Origin of the sequence: Pseudomonas aylmerensis (assembly GCF_001702265.1) — a bacterium.
In the GTDB taxonomy this organism is placed as follows: Bacteria; Pseudomonadota; Gammaproteobacteria; order Pseudomonadales; family Pseudomonadaceae; genus Aquipseudomonas; species Aquipseudomonas aylmerensis.
On record NZ_MAUE01000045.1, the window covers coordinates 27,736 to 44,941 of the forward strand.

Annotated in this window: 14 protein-coding genes and 1 pseudogene; 9 read left to right on the top strand and 6 right to left on the bottom strand. The window is 60.5% G+C overall.

Translation table 11 applies throughout. From position 1 onward, the window contains the following. Positions 1-28 precede the first annotated feature (28 nt). On the top strand, positions 29-535 hold the full coding sequence (locus BBG20_RS25905) for a disulfide bond formation protein B (protein WP_065908531.1): 507 nt from the start codon (positions 29-31) through the stop codon (positions 533-535). A gap of 472 nt (positions 536-1,007) precedes the next feature. Here BBG20_RS25905 and BBG20_RS33405 read toward each other — a convergent pair. Continuing rightward, positions 1,008-1,298: pseudogene (locus BBG20_RS33405) on the bottom strand (hypothetical protein). A 27-nt stretch (positions 1,299-1,325) separates the two neighbouring features. On the opposite strand from BBG20_RS33405, the gene cyoA reads away from it, so the two are divergent. From cyoA to ptaA, 6 genes are all read left to right on the top strand, one after another. Next, complete coding sequence (gene cyoA, locus BBG20_RS25910; RefSeq protein WP_053132079.1) at positions 1,326-2,267, top strand: ubiquinol oxidase subunit II; 942 nt, start codon at positions 1,326-1,328, stop codon at positions 2,265-2,267. A gap of 3 nt (positions 2,268-2,270) precedes the next feature. Further along, a complete protein-coding gene (gene cyoB, locus BBG20_RS25915) occupies positions 2,271-4,289 on the top strand; it encodes a cytochrome o ubiquinol oxidase subunit I (RefSeq protein WP_065908533.1) in 2,019 nt (672 codons plus the stop codon). 3 nt (positions 4,290-4,292) lie between these two features. Continuing rightward, positions 4,293-4,919 (top strand): cytochrome o ubiquinol oxidase subunit III, encoded by a 627-nt coding sequence (locus tag BBG20_RS25920; RefSeq protein WP_010206435.1) that lies wholly within the window; start codon positions 4,293-4,295, stop codon positions 4,917-4,919. After that, a complete protein-coding gene (gene cyoD / locus BBG20_RS25925; RefSeq protein WP_010206434.1) occupies positions 4,919-5,260 on the top strand; it encodes a cytochrome o ubiquinol oxidase subunit IV in 342 nt (113 codons plus the stop codon). The genes BBG20_RS25920 and cyoD overlap by 1 nt, the downstream gene beginning before the upstream one ends. An 11-nt stretch (positions 5,261-5,271) precedes the next feature. Next, positions 5,272-6,159, top strand: coding sequence for a heme o synthase (gene cyoE / locus BBG20_RS25930; RefSeq protein ID WP_003194050.1), 888 nt, complete (start codon positions 5,272-5,274; stop codon positions 6,157-6,159). Between the two features lie 146 nt (positions 6,160-6,305). After that, the gene (ptaA, locus tag BBG20_RS25935) at positions 6,306-7,394 is read left to right on the top strand and encodes a pyoverdine biosynthesis transaminase PtaA (protein ID WP_065908535.1); all 1,089 of its coding nucleotides are present in this window, start codon (positions 6,306-6,308) and stop codon (positions 7,392-7,394) included. Positions 7,395-7,565: 171 nt separating this feature from the next. Here the strand turns inward: ptaA and BBG20_RS25940 are convergent, their stop codons facing one another. After that, positions 7,566-8,273, bottom strand: coding sequence for a hypothetical protein (locus BBG20_RS25940; protein ID WP_065908539.1), 708 nt, complete (start codon positions 8,271-8,273; stop codon positions 7,566-7,568). Between the two features lie 252 nt (positions 8,274-8,525). Between BBG20_RS25940 and BBG20_RS25945 the strand changes: the two genes are divergently transcribed. Further along, a complete protein-coding gene (locus BBG20_RS25945) occupies positions 8,526-10,550 on the top strand; it encodes a c-type cytochrome (RefSeq protein ID WP_065908541.1) in 2,025 nt (674 codons plus the stop codon). Here the strand turns inward: BBG20_RS25945 and BBG20_RS25950 are convergent. Then, a complete protein-coding gene (locus tag BBG20_RS25950; protein ID WP_065908543.1) occupies positions 10,547-11,797 on the bottom strand; it encodes a 2-aminoadipate transaminase in 1,251 nt (416 codons plus the stop codon). The two genes, BBG20_RS25945 and BBG20_RS25950, sit on opposite strands and share 4 nt — an antisense overlap. Before the next feature lie 89 nt (positions 11,798-11,886). Beyond that, complete coding sequence (locus BBG20_RS25955; RefSeq protein WP_065908545.1) at positions 11,887-12,780, bottom strand: LysR substrate-binding domain-containing protein; 894 nt, start codon at positions 12,778-12,780, stop codon at positions 11,887-11,889. Between the two features lie 144 nt (positions 12,781-12,924). Here BBG20_RS25955 and BBG20_RS25960 point away from each other — a divergent pair, with 144 nt between their 5' ends. Further along, a complete protein-coding gene (locus BBG20_RS25960) occupies positions 12,925-13,953 on the top strand; it encodes an amino acid ABC transporter substrate-binding protein (RefSeq protein ID WP_065908547.1) in 1,029 nt (342 codons plus the stop codon). 9 nt (positions 13,954-13,962) lie between these two features. Here the strand turns inward: BBG20_RS25960 and BBG20_RS25965 are convergent, their stop codons facing one another. Continuing rightward, the gene (locus BBG20_RS25965; RefSeq protein WP_065908549.1) at positions 13,963-14,976 is read right to left on the bottom strand and encodes a sensor domain-containing diguanylate cyclase; all 1,014 of its coding nucleotides are present in this window, start codon (positions 14,974-14,976) and stop codon (positions 13,963-13,965) included. Positions 14,977-15,241: 265 nt separating this feature from the next. After that, positions 15,242-17,137: an alkaline phosphatase D family protein gene (locus BBG20_RS25970; protein ID WP_065908551.1), complete on the bottom strand. Its 1,896-nt coding sequence runs from the start codon at positions 17,135-17,137 to the stop codon at positions 15,242-15,244. Positions 17,138-17,206 lie beyond the last annotated feature (69 nt).

Genomic DNA, 17,206 nt, shown 5'->3' on the forward strand with positions numbered 1-17,206 from the left:
TGGCACAACCAAACAAAGGGAAACGGGGATGAGTGACGAATTGCGTTTAGGCAGGGAGCGGCGCTTTCTGGTGTTGCTGGGCATCATCTGCCTGGCGCTGATCGGCGGTGCGCTGTACATGCAGGTGGTGCTGGGCGAGGCGCCGTGCCCGCTGTGCATCCTGCAACGCTATGCGCTGCTGTTGATCGCGATCTTCGCGTTCATCGGCGCGGCCATGCGCACCAAGGGGGCGATCACGTTGTTTGAAGGCCTGGTGATCCTCAGCGCCCTCGGCGGCGTGGCGGCTGCGGGCCATCACGTGTACACCCAGTTCTTTCCACAGGTCAGCTGCGGCATCGACGTGCTGCAACCGATCGTCGACGATCTGCCGCTGGCCAAGGTGTTCCCCCTGGGCTTCCAGGTGGACGGTTTCTGCAGCACCCCGTACCCGCCGATCCTCGGCCTGTCCCTGGCGCAATGGGCGCTGGTGGCGTTCGTGCTGACCGTGATCCTGGTGCCCCTGGGCATCTATCGGAATCGTCAGCGCCAGGGCTGAACCGTTACACAAACGCCCCGGTCCTTCTTGAAGGAAGGCCGGGGCGTTTTCGTATGTAGGGATTTGTGAAAGGGCTGTGACGAGGGGCAAGTTTAGGTGCGCGCAGTGTGCGACATGTTGTCACACGGACGCTGTCGCAGGACGTTTCTGACCCGCCGATCGGCCGCTTAAATTTGCACCGAGCGGTCAATTTGTGCTGTCAGTTCGTCGTTTGCAGCGGCCTCGCAAGCTTCGGTTGTTCGAGGCTCGCGGTGATGTCTGAATGCCTTGTTTTATGGGGGCTTGCATCGGTTTGCCTTGCCCTTACGACCTGTAGGGGATGCGACTCACTGACGAATAACACGGCAATTTTTGTGGTTTTTGTTGAGAATCGAACGCGATAAGATCGCGAACCGTTGCAATAATGGTGAAGGATTATTGCTGTAATCGATAAAAATTATTTCTTTATAAGACATGGTTTATACATCGCTAGCTAACTACAATCGCCCGCACTGAATGTCCGGTGCTGTTCAATATTTGAGCATTGGAGCGGTCGAGGGGCAGATGGATGGCTCTGTGCGACCCCAGGTTCCGGCAGCCTTTCAACTATCCGCACCAAATGGAATTGGTCTGTAACAAGGCCTTTAACCACGAAATCGAATAAGAACTCACCGCAGGTCCGTGAAACGTAGAGTTATGACGTGATGGGCAGGCTCTTATTCAATCGAAGAGAAATGCCAACCCTTGGCAGGGTGAAGTGTTGGCGATCAAAACCCAACTGCATTGCGCAAGCTGCTTTAGAGGTCGTGAGATGAGTAAAAACAGGTACCCCCGATTACTAGGCTTTTTGCCGCTGCTTGGCATGATGTTAATGCTGGGAGGCTGCAAGTGGACCTTGATGGACCCAAAAGGACAGATCGGTCTGGATCAACGCAACCTGATCATCACCGCGACCCTGCTGATGCTGTTGGTCGTGGTGCCTGTGATCATCATGACGTTCGCCTTCGCCTGGAAATACCGCGCGTCGAACACCAGCGCGACCTACGCGCCGAAGTGGTCGCACTCCACCAAGATTGAAATCGCGGTGTGGCTGGTTCCGATCCTCATCATCATCGCCCTGGGTTACATCACCTATAAGTCGACCCACGAGCTGGACCCGTACCGTCCGCTGGAGTCCGACGTCAAGCCGATCAACATCGAAGTGGTCGCGCTGGACTGGAAGTGGCTGTTCATCTACCCGGACCTGGGTATCGCCACGGTTAACCAGATCCGTTTCCCGGAGAACACCCCGCTTAACTTCCGGATCACCTCCGACGCCGTGATGAACTCGTTCTTCATCCCTGCCCTGGGCGGTCAGATCTACGCGATGGCAGGCATGCAGACCCGACTGCACCTGATCGCCAACGAAAAAGCTGAAATGGAAGGCATCTCCGCGAACTACAGCGGCGCTGGCTTCACCGGCATGAAATTCAAAGCGATCTCGACGAGCCAGGAAGATTTCAACGCCTGGGTAGCCGAAGTCAAGGCCGCACCTAAACAGCTTGATCAAGCTGAATACGATGCCCTGACCAAACCGAGCCAGAACAACCCAGTCGCCCTGTACTCCACGTATGAGCCGAACCTGTTTCAGAAAATCGTCGACAAGTACGAAGGTATGAAGCCAGGCAAGCCGGTCAAGCACGAGAAGAAAGAAGTGGCCGCGGTTGAAGGTTCTGACACGGGCTCGCATTCAACTGCTGGGGCAGAGGAGTAAACGATGTTTGGTAAATTAAGTTGGGATGCGGTCCCGTTCCACGAGCCGATCGTAATGGTGACTATCGCCATGATCGCGCTGGGTGGTCTGGCACTGTTTGCAGCAATCACTTATTTCAAGAAGTGGACCTACCTGTGGACCGAGTGGCTGACTTCGGTCGACCACAAGAAAATCGGCGTCATGTACGTCATCGTTGCCATGGTCATGCTGCTGCGTGGTTTTGCCGACGCCATCATGATGCGTACCCAGTTGGCCATGGCCACCGAGGGTTCGCCTGGCTACCTGCCACCTGAACACTATGACCAGATCTTCACCGCCCACGGTGTGATCATGATCATCTTCATGGCGATGCCATTCTTCACCGGCCTGATGAACCTTGCCTTGCCGCTGCAGATTGGTGCCCGTGACGTTGCCTACCCGTTCCTGAACTCCCTGAGCTTCTGGCTGCTGGTTTCCGGCGTGGTGCTGATCAACGTGTCCCTGGGCGTCGGCGAATTCGCCAAGACCGGTTGGGTTGCGTATCCGCCATTGTCGGGCATCCAGTACAGCCCTGGCGTGGGTGTGGACTACTACATCTGGGCGCTACAGTTATCAGGGCTCGGGACGACATTGACGGGGGTCAACTTCCTGGCCACCGTCCTGAAGATGCGCGCTCCTGGCATGAAACTGATGGACATGCCGATCTTCACCTGGACCTGCACCTGGGCCAACGTCCTGATCGTGGCTTCGTTCCCGATCCTGGCCGCTACCATGGCGCTGCTGTCGCTTGACCGTTACCTGGATTTCCACATTTTCACCAACGAACTTGGTGGCAATCCAATGATGTACGTGAACCTGTTCTGGGCATGGGGTCACCCTGAGGTGTACATCCTGATCCTGCCAGCGTTCGGTATCTTCTCTGAAGTGATCTCGACCTTTACCGGCAAGCGCCTGTTCGGTCACCACTCGATGGTCTACGCCTCCGGCGCGATCTCGGTACTGGGCTTCATGGTGTGGCTGCACCACTTCTTCACCATGGGTTCGGGGGCCAGCGTCAACGCCTTCTTCGGCCTGGCGACGATGCTGATTTCGATCCCGACGGGGGTGAAGCTATTCAACTGGCTGTTCACCATCTACCACGGCCGTCTGCGTATCACCAGCCAGGTCCTGTGGACCCTGGGCTTCATGGTGACCTTCGCCATCGGCGGCATGACCGGCGTACTGCTGGCCATCCCGGGTGCTGACTTCGTGCTGCACAACAGCCTGTTCGTGATCGCTCACTTCCACAACGTGATCATCGGTGGTGCGGTATTCGGCTACATCGCTGGTTTCAGCTTCTACTTCCCGAAAGCGTTCGGCTTCAAGCTGCACGAAGGTTGGGGCAAGGCTGCATTCTGGTTCTGGATCTCGGGCTTCTTCGTCGCGTTCATGCCGCTCTATGCACTGGGCTTCATGGGCATGACCCGTCGTCTGAACGCCACTACCAACCCTGAGTGGGTGCCGTACCTGTACGTCGCCATGTTCGGTGCGGTGATGATTGCTGTCGGTATCGCCTGCCAGCTGATCCAGCTGTACGTGAGTATCCGTGACCGTAAGCAGAACGCTTGCGAATCCGGCGACCCATGGAATGGCCACACCCTGGAATGGTCGACTTCGTCGCCACCACCGTTCTACAACTTCGCCGTGATCCCTACTGCGAACACCATTGATGCGTTCACCGAAGCCAAGGAAGACGGTACTGCGTACCAGCAACCGAAGCACTACGAGCCGATCCACATGCCAAACAACACCGCCACTGGCGTGGTGATGGGCGGCCTGCTGACCGTGTTCGGTTTCGCGATGATCTGGCACATCTGGTGGCTGGCAATCGTGAGCCTGGTAGGCACTATCGGTTACTTCATCATCCACGCTGCCCGTGATGATCAAGGCTACATGGTGCCGGTCGAAACGATCGAACGCATCGAAGCCGAGCAGCACGCTCGCCTGGTAGCCGAGAAGAAAATCCCGGCCAACCGTGTAGAAACTTCGTTGGAACAGGCTTAAATCATGTCGAACTTAGTGACCAATGCTGGACACGCCCATGTCGATGACCATGGGCACGATGACCATCACCACGACTCGGGGCCGATGACCGTTTTCGGTTTCTGGCTCTACCTGATGACCGACTGCATCTTGTTTGCGTCGATCTTCGCGGTGTACGCGGTACTGGTAAACAACGTAGCGGGTGGCCCGTCGGGCCACGACATCTTCGAACTGCCTTACGTGCTCGGCGAAACCGCCTTGCTGTTGTTCAGTTCGATCACCTACGGCTTCGCCATGTTGGCCTTCTACAAGGGCAACAAGAAGGGCGTACTGAGCTGGTTGGCACTGACCTTCCTGTTCGGCCTGGGCTTCATCGGCATGGAGATCAACGAGTTCCACCTGCTGATCTCCGAAGGCTACGGTCCGCACCGTTCCGGTTTCCTGTCGGCGTTCTTCACGCTGGTCGGCACCCACGGTCTGCACGTAACTGCCGGCCTGCTGTGGATGGCGGTGATGATGTATCAGGTCAATAAGCACGGCCTGACCAACACCAACAAGACTCGCCTGAGCTGCCTGAGCCTGTTCTGGCACTTCCTGGACGTGGTCTGGATCTGCGTCTTCACCGTTGTTTACCTGATGGGGACTCTGTAATGGCTAATGCACACTCCCATGACCATGACAGCCATGATGCGAGCCACGGCAGCGTAAAGTCTTACGCTATCGGCTTCATCCTGTCGGTAATCCTGACGCTCATCCCGTTTGGTCTGGTGATGTACCCGACTCTGCCGAAGTCGATCACCTTGATGATCGTATTGGCGTTCGCGGTGATTCAGGTTCTGGTTCACCTGGTGTACTTCCTGCACCTGGATCGTTCCAAAGAGCAGCGCGATAACGTGATCGCGTTCGTGTTCGCAGGCCTGGTAATCCTGCTGCTGGTTGGTCTGTCGATATGGATCATGTTCAGCATCCATACGTTCATGATGGCGAAGTGAGGTAAGACCCGATGTCGCTTAAGCACTTTATCCAAATCACCAAACCGGGGATCATTTTCGGTAACGTGCTTTCTGTGGCGGGCGGCTTCTTCCTGGCCTCCAAGGGACATGTCGATCTGGCCATCTTCCTGGCTGCAATGATCGGTACGTCCCTGGTGGTAGCTTCCGGTTGTGTCTTCAACAACTGCATCGACCGTGACATCGATATCAAGATGGAGCGCACCAAGAATCGCGTGCTGGTCCAGGGCCTTATCTCCCTGAAGCTGGCACTGATCTACGCGACCGTCCTGGGTGTTGCCGGTGTGGCACTGTTGTACAAGGTGGCCAACCCGTTGGCGGCGCTGTTTGCCGTGATCGGCTTTGTCATCTACGTCGGCCTCTACAGCCTGTACCTCAAGCGCAAGTCGGTTCACGGCACGCTGGTGGGCAGTCTGTCGGGGGCGATGCCGCCGGTGATTGGTTATGTAGCTGTGACCAATAGCTTCGACATGGCCGCGCTGACGCTACTGGTGATGTTCAGCCTGTGGCAGATGCCGCATTCCTACGCCATCGCGATCTTTCGCTTCAACGACTACCTGGCTGCGTCGATTCCGGTCCTGCCGGTCAAGCGTGGCATCCAGGTGGCCAAGAAACACATCCTGCTGTACATCCTGGCCTTCCTCGTGGCGACCTTGATGTTGACCTTCAGTGGCTACGCCGGCATGAGCTACCTCGCCGTCGCTGCCGCCATGGGCATGTACTGGTTGTACATGGCCTGGACCGGCTACAAGGCGGTGGATGACACCGTCTGGGCGCGCAAGCTGTTCGTGTTCTCGATCTTCACCATCACCGCGCTCAGCGTGATGATGTCCCTGGATTTCCAAGTGCCGAAAGAGCTGTTGCTGACCTACGCTCACTGAGTGTCGCAGCGTTGAAAAAGCCCCGCCTTCGAGAGAAGCGCGGGGCTTTTTCTTGGGCGCCGGTTTAAATTCGTCCAGAATTATCTCGTCATACCTCTCTGTACGAGCTGTGCGAATCCATCCCCGGTCTACAAGGAGTAGTTACCATGGTCAGCGTTAGTCGTCGGTCCCTTCTTGCCTTTGGCGCTGCGTTACCCTGGCTGGGGCGCCTGGAGTGGGCGGTGGCGGCCCCGCCGAAACCGACTGACGCGGTGTTGCTCAACTACAACGAAAGCCCCTACGGCCCCTCACAGGCGGCGCGCGAAGCCATGGCGCGCGGCATCGCCACCTCCGGGCGCTATCCCTATCCGCACATGTACGCGCTCGCCGCATTGTTTGCCCAGCAGCAGGGCCTCGCCGCAGAGCAGGTAGCGGTGTTTTCGGGCTCCATGGCCGCCCTGCGCTACGCCGTGTTGGCGTTCACCAGTGCCTCTCGTGGCCTGGTGATGGCTACGCCGTCCTACGAAGTGCCGCGCCAGGCCGCCGAGTCGAACAAGGCGCCGGTGCATGAAGTGAACCTTGGCGCCGACCACGCCCACGATATCCCCGCCATGCTCGCCGCCGATCCCCAGGCCGGCATGCTCTACCTGTGCAACCCCAACAACCCTACCGGCACCATCACCCCGCTTGATGCCATCCGCCTGGCGTTGGCGAACAAACCCACCGGCAGCGTGCTGGTGGTGGACGAGGCCTATATCGACTTCGCCGACGTGCCCAGCGTTGTCAGTTGGGTCAAGGACCACGACGACCTGCTGGTGCTGCGCACCTTCTCGAAAATCTACGGCCTGGCCGGCGCCCGCCTGGGCCTGGCGATCGGCCATCCGGCGCTGCTGGAACGGTTGGCGGTGTTTGGCGGCGACAACGTACCGGCGGGCACCACCTTGCTCGGCGGGCTGGCGAGCCTCGAAGACATCAAGCTGCTGCCACAGCGCAAGGCGCTCAACGCGCAACTGCGCGACGAGACCGTCAACTGGCTCAAGGCCCGTGGCTTTACCTGCACCGCGTCGCAGAGCAACTGCTTCATGATCGACGTGAAGCAACCGGCGGAGCAGGTCATCGAGACGCTGGCGGCGCACGGCGTGATGATCGGAAGGGTGTGGAAGAATTGGCCGCAGTGGGTGCGGGTGACGGTGGGGAACAAGCGGGAGATGGCGCGGTTTCGCGAGGTGTTTGCGCAGGTTGAACGGGGCAGTTGAGTCCGCATTGTTCAACATGTGCGCGCTGCTATTTGAGCGACACAAATCAAATGTGGGAGCGGGCTTGCTCGCGAATACGGTGTGTCAGCCAGAACCTTTCTCGCTGATCCACCGCCTTCGCGAGCAAGCCCGCTCCCACATTTTTAGTCCCGCAGTGTTGCGGATAATGCGTTACTGCTGCGCGATGCTGTACCCATCGAACGCGGTCTGCTGTTGCAGCGCAGTGATCACGCTCTTGCGGCTCAACGGCTGTTCAGCCCCGGCGTTATCCACAAAGCTCTCGACCTCAAGCTCCGCCTCATCGCCTTCACCGACAAAGCTGAAGCCCAGGAACTCGAACGCCTCGCGGTCGACATTGAGCTTCGAGCGCGGGGTGCGCAGGGGCAGGGTGACGCTGATGCCGTCCTTGCTGATCACAAACACTTCGGCTTCTTTCTTGGGCCGCGATGCCTTGCTCTTGCCGGCGCTTGGGTTGCTGATCGCCTGGTGGCTCTGGTTCAGCACTTTCAGCGCCAGACCGTAGACCAGCTCCTGGAACTCGGGGTCGTCCTTGAAGCTGGACAGGATGCGGCTGATCGAGAATTTGCTGCTCAGGTCTTCCAGGGCGGCGCTGTCAGCGGCCTCGGCGTCCTTGAGTTGCTTGAGCTGGCCCATCAGGTCATAGGCCTTGTCGTCGTCGAAGGCATCGTGGGCCTGGCGGATGGCGACGCGCAGTTCGCGGATCTGGTCGCTTTCCTTGGAGGTGTGAAACGCGTCCAGCACCATCTCGCTGATGATCTTGGCCGCCGGCACATGCTGTGAAAGATTGATGGCGTTTTCGTATTCCGCTTTGGATTGCAAGGCGACTACGGATTCTTCGGTGGTGTAGGAATCGGACATTGAAATTTCACTACTTCAGTAAACGGGGGACAAAAAAGCGTCGGGCATTTTCAGCGGGGAGGGGGATCAGGTCAAGGCGGCACTCTGCCCCACGGTTGTGCTGATCCATATCAACAGGCGCCCCGGGGAAATTCGCTACAACAACACGGGGGCCGAATCCGCCCCGGGTTATCTGCCTGATGACGTATAAAAATAATTGCAGACCTGCGCCGAGGAGACCGCTCCAGGCCGGGTTTTTAAAGGAATATTGCGATGACGCTTCCCCTGTCACGTCTTGGCCTTGTGGGGGTGATGTGCTGTCTGTCCCTTCCCCTGCACGCCAACACCCCCGACCCCGCACTGATCGAACACGGCCAATACGTTGCACAACTGGGCGACTGCATCGCCTGCCATACCGCCAAAGACGGCAAGGTCATGGCCGGCGGCCTCGAGCTGAGCACGCCGATGGGCACGATCTTTTCGAGCAATATCACCCCGGACCGCGAGACCGGTATCGGTCACTACACCTTCGAACAATTCGACCGGGTCATGCGCGAAGGCGTCACGCCTGCGGGTATGAATCTGTACCCGGCGATGCCGTATCCGTCCTACGCGAAGATGAGCGAGGCGGATATGCGCGCCTTGTACGCCTACCTGATGCACGGGGTGGAGCCCGTGCCCCAGGTCAACCGCGACGCCGACATGGGCTTCCCCTTCAACCAGCGCTGGGGCCTGGCGCTGTGGAACTTCGCCTTTCTCGACAAGCAGCCGTTCCAGCCAGACCCGGGCCGCGACGAGGTGCTCAACCGTGGCGCCTATCTGGTCCAGGGCCTCGGCCACTGCGGTTCGTGCCACACGCCGCGCGGCATTGCCTTCCAGGAAAAAGCCCTGAGCGATGCCGGCCGCAGCGGCCAGCATTACCTCGCCGGCGAAACTGTCGAGCATTGGCGCGCCCTGAGCCTGCGCAACCTGTGGACCGTGGACGACACCGTGCAATTGCTCAAGACCGGGCAGAACCGCTTTGCCACCGTCTCCGGCAATATGGCCGATGTGATTCACCACAGCACCCAGCATTTCAGTGACGATGACCTGACTGCCATCGCCAGTTACCTCAAATCCCTGCCGCCGGGCAAAGACGACCTGCCGATGCCGTCCGTGGCCCAGGCGCCCGCCGCGCCGCCTGCCGACCTGTTCACCAGCCGCGGCGGCCTGGGCTATATGCAGTTCTGCAGCGATTGCCACCGCAGTGACGGCGCGGGCGTGAAAGGCCTGTTCCCGCCCCTGGCCGGCAACCCGAGCATCGCCGCGAGCAACCCGACGTCGCTGCTGCACATCACCCTGACCGGCTGGGAAACCGCGCAAACGGCGACTCACCCACGGGTCTACACCATGCCCGGTTTCGCCCGGCTGGCGGACCCGGAAATCGCCGAGATCCTCAGTTTCGTGCGCACGCGCTGGGGCAACCAGGGCACCCCGATCGACGCCGCCCAAGTGAAAAAGCTGCGCGCCCAGCTCAACCCGGCCACCACCGATTCGTCCGCCTTCGAAACCCCGCGCCTGGCCGATCTGCTGGCCGCCCCCAACGCTGATCAAGTCATGCGCGGCATGCGCCTGCACCTGCAAACCAAGGCGCTGCTGCCTGACAACGTCGGCAACTCGCTCAATTGCACCAGTTGCCATCTCAACGCCGGCACCGTAGCCGACGGCTCGCCCTTTGTCGGTGTGTCGGCGTTTTTCCCCAGCTACGCACCGCGTGCGGGCAAGGTGGTGACCCTGGAAGAACGCATCAATGGCTGCTTCCGGCGCTCCATGAACGGCAAGCCGTTGCCGCCGCAGTCAGCCGATATGCAGGCGATGGTCGCCTACTTTGACTGGATGAAAAACAACACGCGGCCTGAAGACAAAGTCGCCGGGCGTGGCGTGGGCAAGGTCGACCCGGCGATCAAGCCCGACCTGGCCAATGGCAAGGCGGTCTATGCCAAGCAATGCGCGGTCTGCCATGGCGACAACGGCCAGGGGCTGGCGCGGGCCGATGGCGAGCTGATCTACCCGCCGCTGTGGGGCGAGCAGTCGTTCAACATCGGCGCGGGGATGGCGCGCACCTACACCGCGGCGGCGTTCGTCAAACGCAACATGCCGATTGGCTTCCACGAGAAATTCCCGTTGGGGCAGGGCGGTTTGTCCGACCAGGACGCGGTGGACGTGGCGGCGTATTTTGCCGGGCAACCGCGTCCGGACTTCCCGGACAAGGTCAAGGATTGGCCGAACGGCGGCAAGCCGGTGGATGCGCGGTACTAGTCCAGTTGCTTGAGGCAGGCCTCGAGGATGTCCAGGCCTTCCTCCAGCACCGCTGGCTCAATGGTCAGCGGTGCGAGCAAACGGATGATGTGCCGTGACTTGCCGCTGGGCATCAGCAGCAGGCCGGCCTCGCGCGCCAGGCTCAGCAACTGGGCGAGTTGTTTCGGCGCGGGCGTGCCGTCGGCGTGGGCCAGTTCCATGCCGCGCATGGCGCCGACGCCGGTCAGGCGGCCGAGGTAGGGCGACAGGCGCTGTGCGCGCCAAGTTTCATAGCGGCTGACAATCGCTGTTTGCTGCTGCGAACCCCAGGCCTGCAAGTGCTCATCGGTCATCGCGTCCAGGGTGGCCAATGCCGCCGCGCAGGCAATCGGGTTGCCGGAATAGGTGCCGCCGAGACCGCCTTTGGGCAGGTTGTCCATCAGCGCCTTGCGCCCGACCACTGCCCCCAGCGGTACACCGCCAGCGATGCTTTTGCCGAGCAGGATCAAATCCGGTTCGATGCCCAGGCGCGAGAAGGCGAAGCGCTGGCCGGTACGCCCGAAGCCCGACTGGATTTCATCGGCAATCAGCAGGATGTTTTTTTCATCACAGAAACGCCGCAGCGCCTGGGCGAATTCAATGTCGAGGGCCAGGAAACCGCCTTCGCCCTGCACCGGTTCGAGGATGAAACAGGCGACGTCGTCGACGTCGATTTCCACGCTGAACAGGCGGTCCATGGCCTTCAGCGCTTCGGCACAGGTCACGCCGTTGTCGGCGCTGGGGTAGGGCAGGTGATAGACCGGGCCGGGCAGGACGCCGACCTTTTGCTTGTAGGGCGCAACCTTGCCATTGAGGTTCAAGGTGGCGAGGGTGCGGCCATGAAAGGCCCCGTCGAACGCGATCACCGCCGTGCGGCCGGTGGCCCCGCGCACGATCTTCAGGGCATTTTCCGCCGCTTCGGCGCCGCTGTTGGTGAGCATGCCGCTGACCGGATAGTCCACCGGGATAAACGCGGTCAGGCGATCCATCAGCTCGATGTAGGGCGCGTGAGGCGCAGCGTTGAAGGCGTAGTGGGTCAGTTTCGTCGCCTGTTCGCGAATCGCGTCCACGACCCCCGGGTGGCAATGGCCGAGGTTGAGCACGCCGATGCCGCCGACAAAATCGATATAGCGTTTGCCCGCAGTGTCCCAGACTTCGGCGTTTTTACCGTGGCTGAGGCTGATCGGGTGGACGATGGAAATCGACTGGCTGATGGTTTCGCGGCTCATGAATCTCGGACTCGGCAATGGCGGACGTGTTTTTATCTAAGCCGTGCGCCCACCCTGGCCGCAAACGAAATAAAGTCGCCGGGTCATTATTAAAAGTCGCGATGTGCACTCACGTAGTCGACCATCCAGTTCAGGAAGGCTTTGACTTTGGGGATCTCGCCGGCGTGTTCGGCATGCGCGATAAAGTGCGCGCCGCTGCTGGGCATGGCGTAGTCCCACGGGATCGTCAGGCTGCCTTGGGCAAGTTCTTCGGCCACCAGGTAATGCGGCACCAGCGCCACGCCATAGCCTGACTGCGCCGCACGAATGCACATGTAGAACGTGTCGAAACGCGGCCCGTGATAACTGTTCTGCGAGTGCAGGCCTTGTTCCAGGAACCATTCGTGCCAGGCTTCTGGGCGCGAGGTGCATTGCAGCAAGGTGTGGCGCGACGACGCGTCGCTGCCCTCGGCGACAAACCCCGGCGCACAGACCGGCACCACGGCTTCACGAAACAGCTCGATGCAGGTCGCGCCCGGCCATGAGCCCTGGCCGAAGAAAAACGCGATATCGGCCTTGGCCTGCAGCACGTCGAAGGGCTCCAGCTCGTTGCGCACGTCCAGGTGGATATTCGGGTGTTTCGCCGCGAAGTCCTTGAGCTTGGGCACCAGCCAGCGATCGCCGAAGGTCGGCTGGGTGGCGATGCGCAGCACCTCGGTTTCACCGCCGTAGGTGAGGATGTAGCGGCTGGAGATGTCCACCTGGGTGAGGATCTTGTGCACCTCGGCCAGGTACAACGACCCGGCCGGCGACAAGTACAGGCGCTGGCGGACCCGCTCGAACAGATTGTGGCAGAGCATCTCTTCCAACTGTGCCACCTGCTTGCTGACCGCACTCTGGGTCAGGTGCAGCTCTTCGGCGGCGCGGGTGAAACTCAGGTGGCGGGCGGCGGCTTCGAAGCATTGCAAGGCCGTCATCGAAGGGGTCAAGCGTTTTGAAATCATGCAGTTCATTCCAAATCGGAAGGAGCCTTTGCCTAAAGGTCGTTTGTGGCAGCGCCGTAAAGCCGTGGATACTGCCCGGCAGCACTATAAACCGGCGCGGGCTGTGCAGCGCCGAATAATAAGGAATGACAGGGAGCGCCTTGCATGAACCGATTCAAAACCACGTTGGCCGCACTGGGCGCCACCGCCGTATTCGGCCTGGCCAGCACTGCGCATGCCGGGGCGACCCTGGATGCGATCCAGAAAAAAGGCTTTATCCAATGTGGCGTCAGCGACGGCTTGCCCGGTTTTGGCGTGCCCGACAGCAAGGGCAAGATGACCGGCCTCGATGTCGACGTGTGCCACGCCGTGGCGGCGGCCGTGTTCGGCGATGCGTCGAAAGTGAAGTTCACCCAATTGACCGCCAAGGAGCGCTTCACCGCGTTGCAGTCCGGCGAAATCGACCTGATCTCGCGCAACACCACCTGGACCAGCTCGCGTGATTCGGCGATGGGCCTGGTGTTCACGGGCATCACCTACTACGACGGCATCGGCTTTCTGGTGAACAACAAGCTGGGAGTAACCGGTGCCAGTCAACTGGACGGCGCGACCGTGTGTATCCAGGCCGGCACCACCACGGAACTGAACGTCTCCGACTACTTCCGCACCCACGGCATGAAGTACACGCCCATCACCTTCGACACCGCCGACGAGAGCGCCAAGGGCCTGGAGGCCGGGCGTTGTGATGTGCTGACCACCGACCAGTCGGGACTGTATGCACAGCGGATCAAAATGGCTCACCCGGATGAGTTCGTGGTGCTGCCGGAGGTGATCTCCAAGGAACCGCTGGGGCCGCTGGTGCGCAAGGGCGATGACGAGTGGTTCAGCATCGTCAAGTGGACGCTGTTCGCGATGCTCAATGCCGAAGAAATGGGCATCACCTCGCAGAACGTCGAGGAACAGGCCAAGACCAGCAAGAACCCGGATGTCGCGCGGCTGCTGGGCGCCGACGGTGAGTACGGCAAGGACCTCAAGCTGCGCAAGGACTGGGTCGTGCAGATCGTCAAGCAGGTGGGCAACTACGGCGAAGTGTTCGAGCGCAATATCGGCCAGGGCAGCGTGTTGAAGATCAAGCGCGGGCTCAATGCGCTGTGGAACAACGGCGGTATCCAGTACGCGCCGCCGGTGCGATAACGCCGGGGCTCAGTCGGCGACCCCACCTTTCCCCGCCGCCTTGGCGCGATACAACGCCTGGTCGGCACGTGCCATCAAGGCGGCGGGGGTATCACCCGATTGGCTCGCCGCCACGCCTACGCTGAGGGTGACGTGGAAGTCGTTGCTCACCGGGTTATCCCTCAACGCCTCGCAGATGCTTTCGGCGATTGCCTTGGCCGTCTCCAGCGACGTGTTGGGCAGCAGTACCATAAACTCATCGCCGCCCCATCGAGCCAGCAGGTCATCGGCGCGTATACAGCCTTTCAAACGCTCGACCACCCGCACCAGCGTCTCGTCACCTGCGCTGTGGCCGTACTGATCATTGATCGGCTTGAAGTCATCGATATCCATCGCGATCAATGCCAGCGGCAGGCGAAAGCGTTGGGCGCGTTCGCATTCTTCCAGCAAGGTTTTTTCCATGCGATAGCGGTTGGCGACCAGCGTCAGGGTGTCGCGTTCGGCGAGGGAGCGATTTTCATCCAGCTGCAATTGCAGTTGCTGGTTGACCCGTGACAGCTCGCGCGTGCGCTCGGCCACCAGCACTTCAAGGGATTGATTGCGCTGTTCCAGTTGCTCGACGGAGCTTTTGCGTGAATGGATATCACGGTGGGCGCCCACCATCCGCGCCACCGAACCGTCAGCGTTGCGGGCAATCACGTAGCCACGGTCTTCGATCCACAGGTAGCTGCCATCTTTTTTGCGGCAACGGTATTCGGCCTGGTAGTAGGGGGCACGACGCTGGATATAGTCATCAAACAGCATCATCACCTGGGGGTAGTCCTCCGGGTGGATCACGTTTTCCCAGGTGAACACGCTGTTTTCCAGGGCGTGCCGAGGGTAGCCCAGCATTTCATACCAACCCGGGTTGCGGTACACGAATCCGGTATTGGCGTTCCAATCCCAGATGCCGTCGCTGACCAACTCCAGAACGGTATGCAGCATGTCGGCGTTGAAGTGAGAGAAATCAGTGCCCGGTGGGCTGTTGCCGGGAGTATCGTCCATTGCGCGATCCTTGCTTGGGCTGGCATCCAAGGCCTGCCGATATTGATGCCGGTACTCCGTGGCTGGCGCTACTGTACAACGGGATTTGAGTGCTTTGAATAGGGCGAATGTACGCCTTTGGCAGGATGGCAATAGGCTATCTATCTGGGGCGCCCGACGATTTCCTCGCGTCTGGGCGATGCGCAGCGCTTCGCGCCAGCGTTCGAACCGCAGGCATCCCTCGTGGCCATCCGAGCTGGACGGCCTTGTTGTCGATGAAGAAAAGTTACTTGGGGGCCAGCATTCTGGTCCTGGCCTGCCCATCCGCGTTGTGTTGGTAAATCTCTTCAGGTTGGCCCTGTTCGTTGAAAAACACCTGGCCGATCCCCGCCGAGTTCCATAGCCGCTCGCCCGCTTCGGCATGTTCCGGAATATGCGGGACCACCTGCATGGTGCGGCGGCGGGTGAACCAGTTGAGGGGCGAGCGGGGCGAGTAGAGCCAGCGGTTGAGCCGGTCGAACCATTCCAGCAGGCGCGGCGGGAATTCGTTCTTGATGCCGCTGCTGGTGATCTGCCAGATTTTCGGGCCGGCATTGCGATGGCGGATCAGTACCTCGTAGACGAACGAGTAGTGCACATCACCCGACAGGATCACGTAGTTCCCAGGTGTCCGTGAGTGACGGAAGATATTCAGGATCACCTGGGCGGCGCCACGATGGGCCATCCAGTTTTCCGCGTCTACCAGCAAGGGGTGGCCGCACCAGCTGAACACTTTTTGCACGGTCTCGATCAGCTTGACGCCAAAGATCGGCGCGGGCGAGACGATGATGGCCGAGGGGTGATCAAGCAGTTCCTGCTGCAGTTCGCTCAAGGCTTCCCAATCCAGCAGGCCGGAAGGTTGCTTGAGGGTGAACTCACTGCGCCAGCGGCGGGTGCGGGTGTCCAGCACCACCAGCGCAGGCGTGGTGGGCAGTACGTAGTGCCATTGCTGGAATTTCAGCAGGGCCTCGAGCAATGCATCCTGCGCGCTGGCGTCCAGGTGGTTGGCCTGGGGCTGGGTGGTCAGCGCCTGGACCTGGCTGACCAGCGGACCAAAGACATCCGGCTGGTTGCCCCAGCCCTGGCACAGCAAATAGGCCAGCAGGGCATTGCCGATGATGCGTTTGGAGAAGGGGTGGCCGTAGGCGGTTTCTTCCCATTGGGCGCTGAGGTTCCAGTCGTCGGTGATGTCGTGATCGTCAAAGATCATCAGCGTGGACAGGTGGGCGAATACCCGCGCGACGCCCGGCAGGCCCTGGCGAAAGCGCTCGATCTGTACCCGCTCGCGGGCGTAGCGCTGCTGTTCTTCGGCGCTCAAGCGGGGAGGCGCCAGCGTGAGCAGGTTCCAGGGCGTGGGCGACCAGACCAGCAGGTACATCGCCATGACTTCGGCGAAGGTGACCAAGTGGTTATCGGCGGTGCTGCTGGTGAATATCGGCTTTTTCACCCCGCCGAAAAATCGCTCGCGCAGGGTTTCATTGCTGTCCAGCGCCGGGAGCAGGTCGGCACGGTGGTAGTAGCTGGCGCGATGCCCGTAGAGGCTGGCGCTGTCGTCTATCACCGCTCCTTCCAGGTATTCATCGAACAGGCCCAGGCGCGCGATCAACCCATGGATAGCCCGCAGCATGGGCCCGGCGACATCGTCCGCGTACACCTGGTCGCCGCTCATCATCAGCAGGGCCGGGCGCTGCTCGGGCAGGTGGGCTTCGGCCAGCAGGCGGTCGACGCAGAGCAGGCCTTCGTCCGCATGATGGTGTGGTTTGCGGCACGAGCCATGGACCAACTGATGAATACGGCTGTGCAGCACAAAACTGGGGTATTGGGCTTCGGCATACAGCAGGTGTGGCGCCCACTCGGCGATGCCGAGGCTGTCGATCAACAGGTCATAGCCAATGACCTCATCCTGGGGCAGGGCGTCATCCAGCGGCACGTCGATCAAGTGGATGACGGCGTCATGCCCCACCGCAACGGTTTGGCATTGGCCCTGATCCAGCACGATGCTACGGGTCTGCCCGGCGATGTGCAGCGTCAGGGTCAGTACCAGCTCCCGGGTGCCCATCAGCCACAGCACCAACCGCTGGGGTTCCAGGCGGCGTAGCAGGGGGCCGGCGATAACGGCGGGCAATGTGTCGGGTGGCAGCATGCAGGGAAGGGCTCCAGGCGGGGTCGGCCGAAAACTCTAGCGCATTGAATGTCAGTGTTTTGTTAAGGC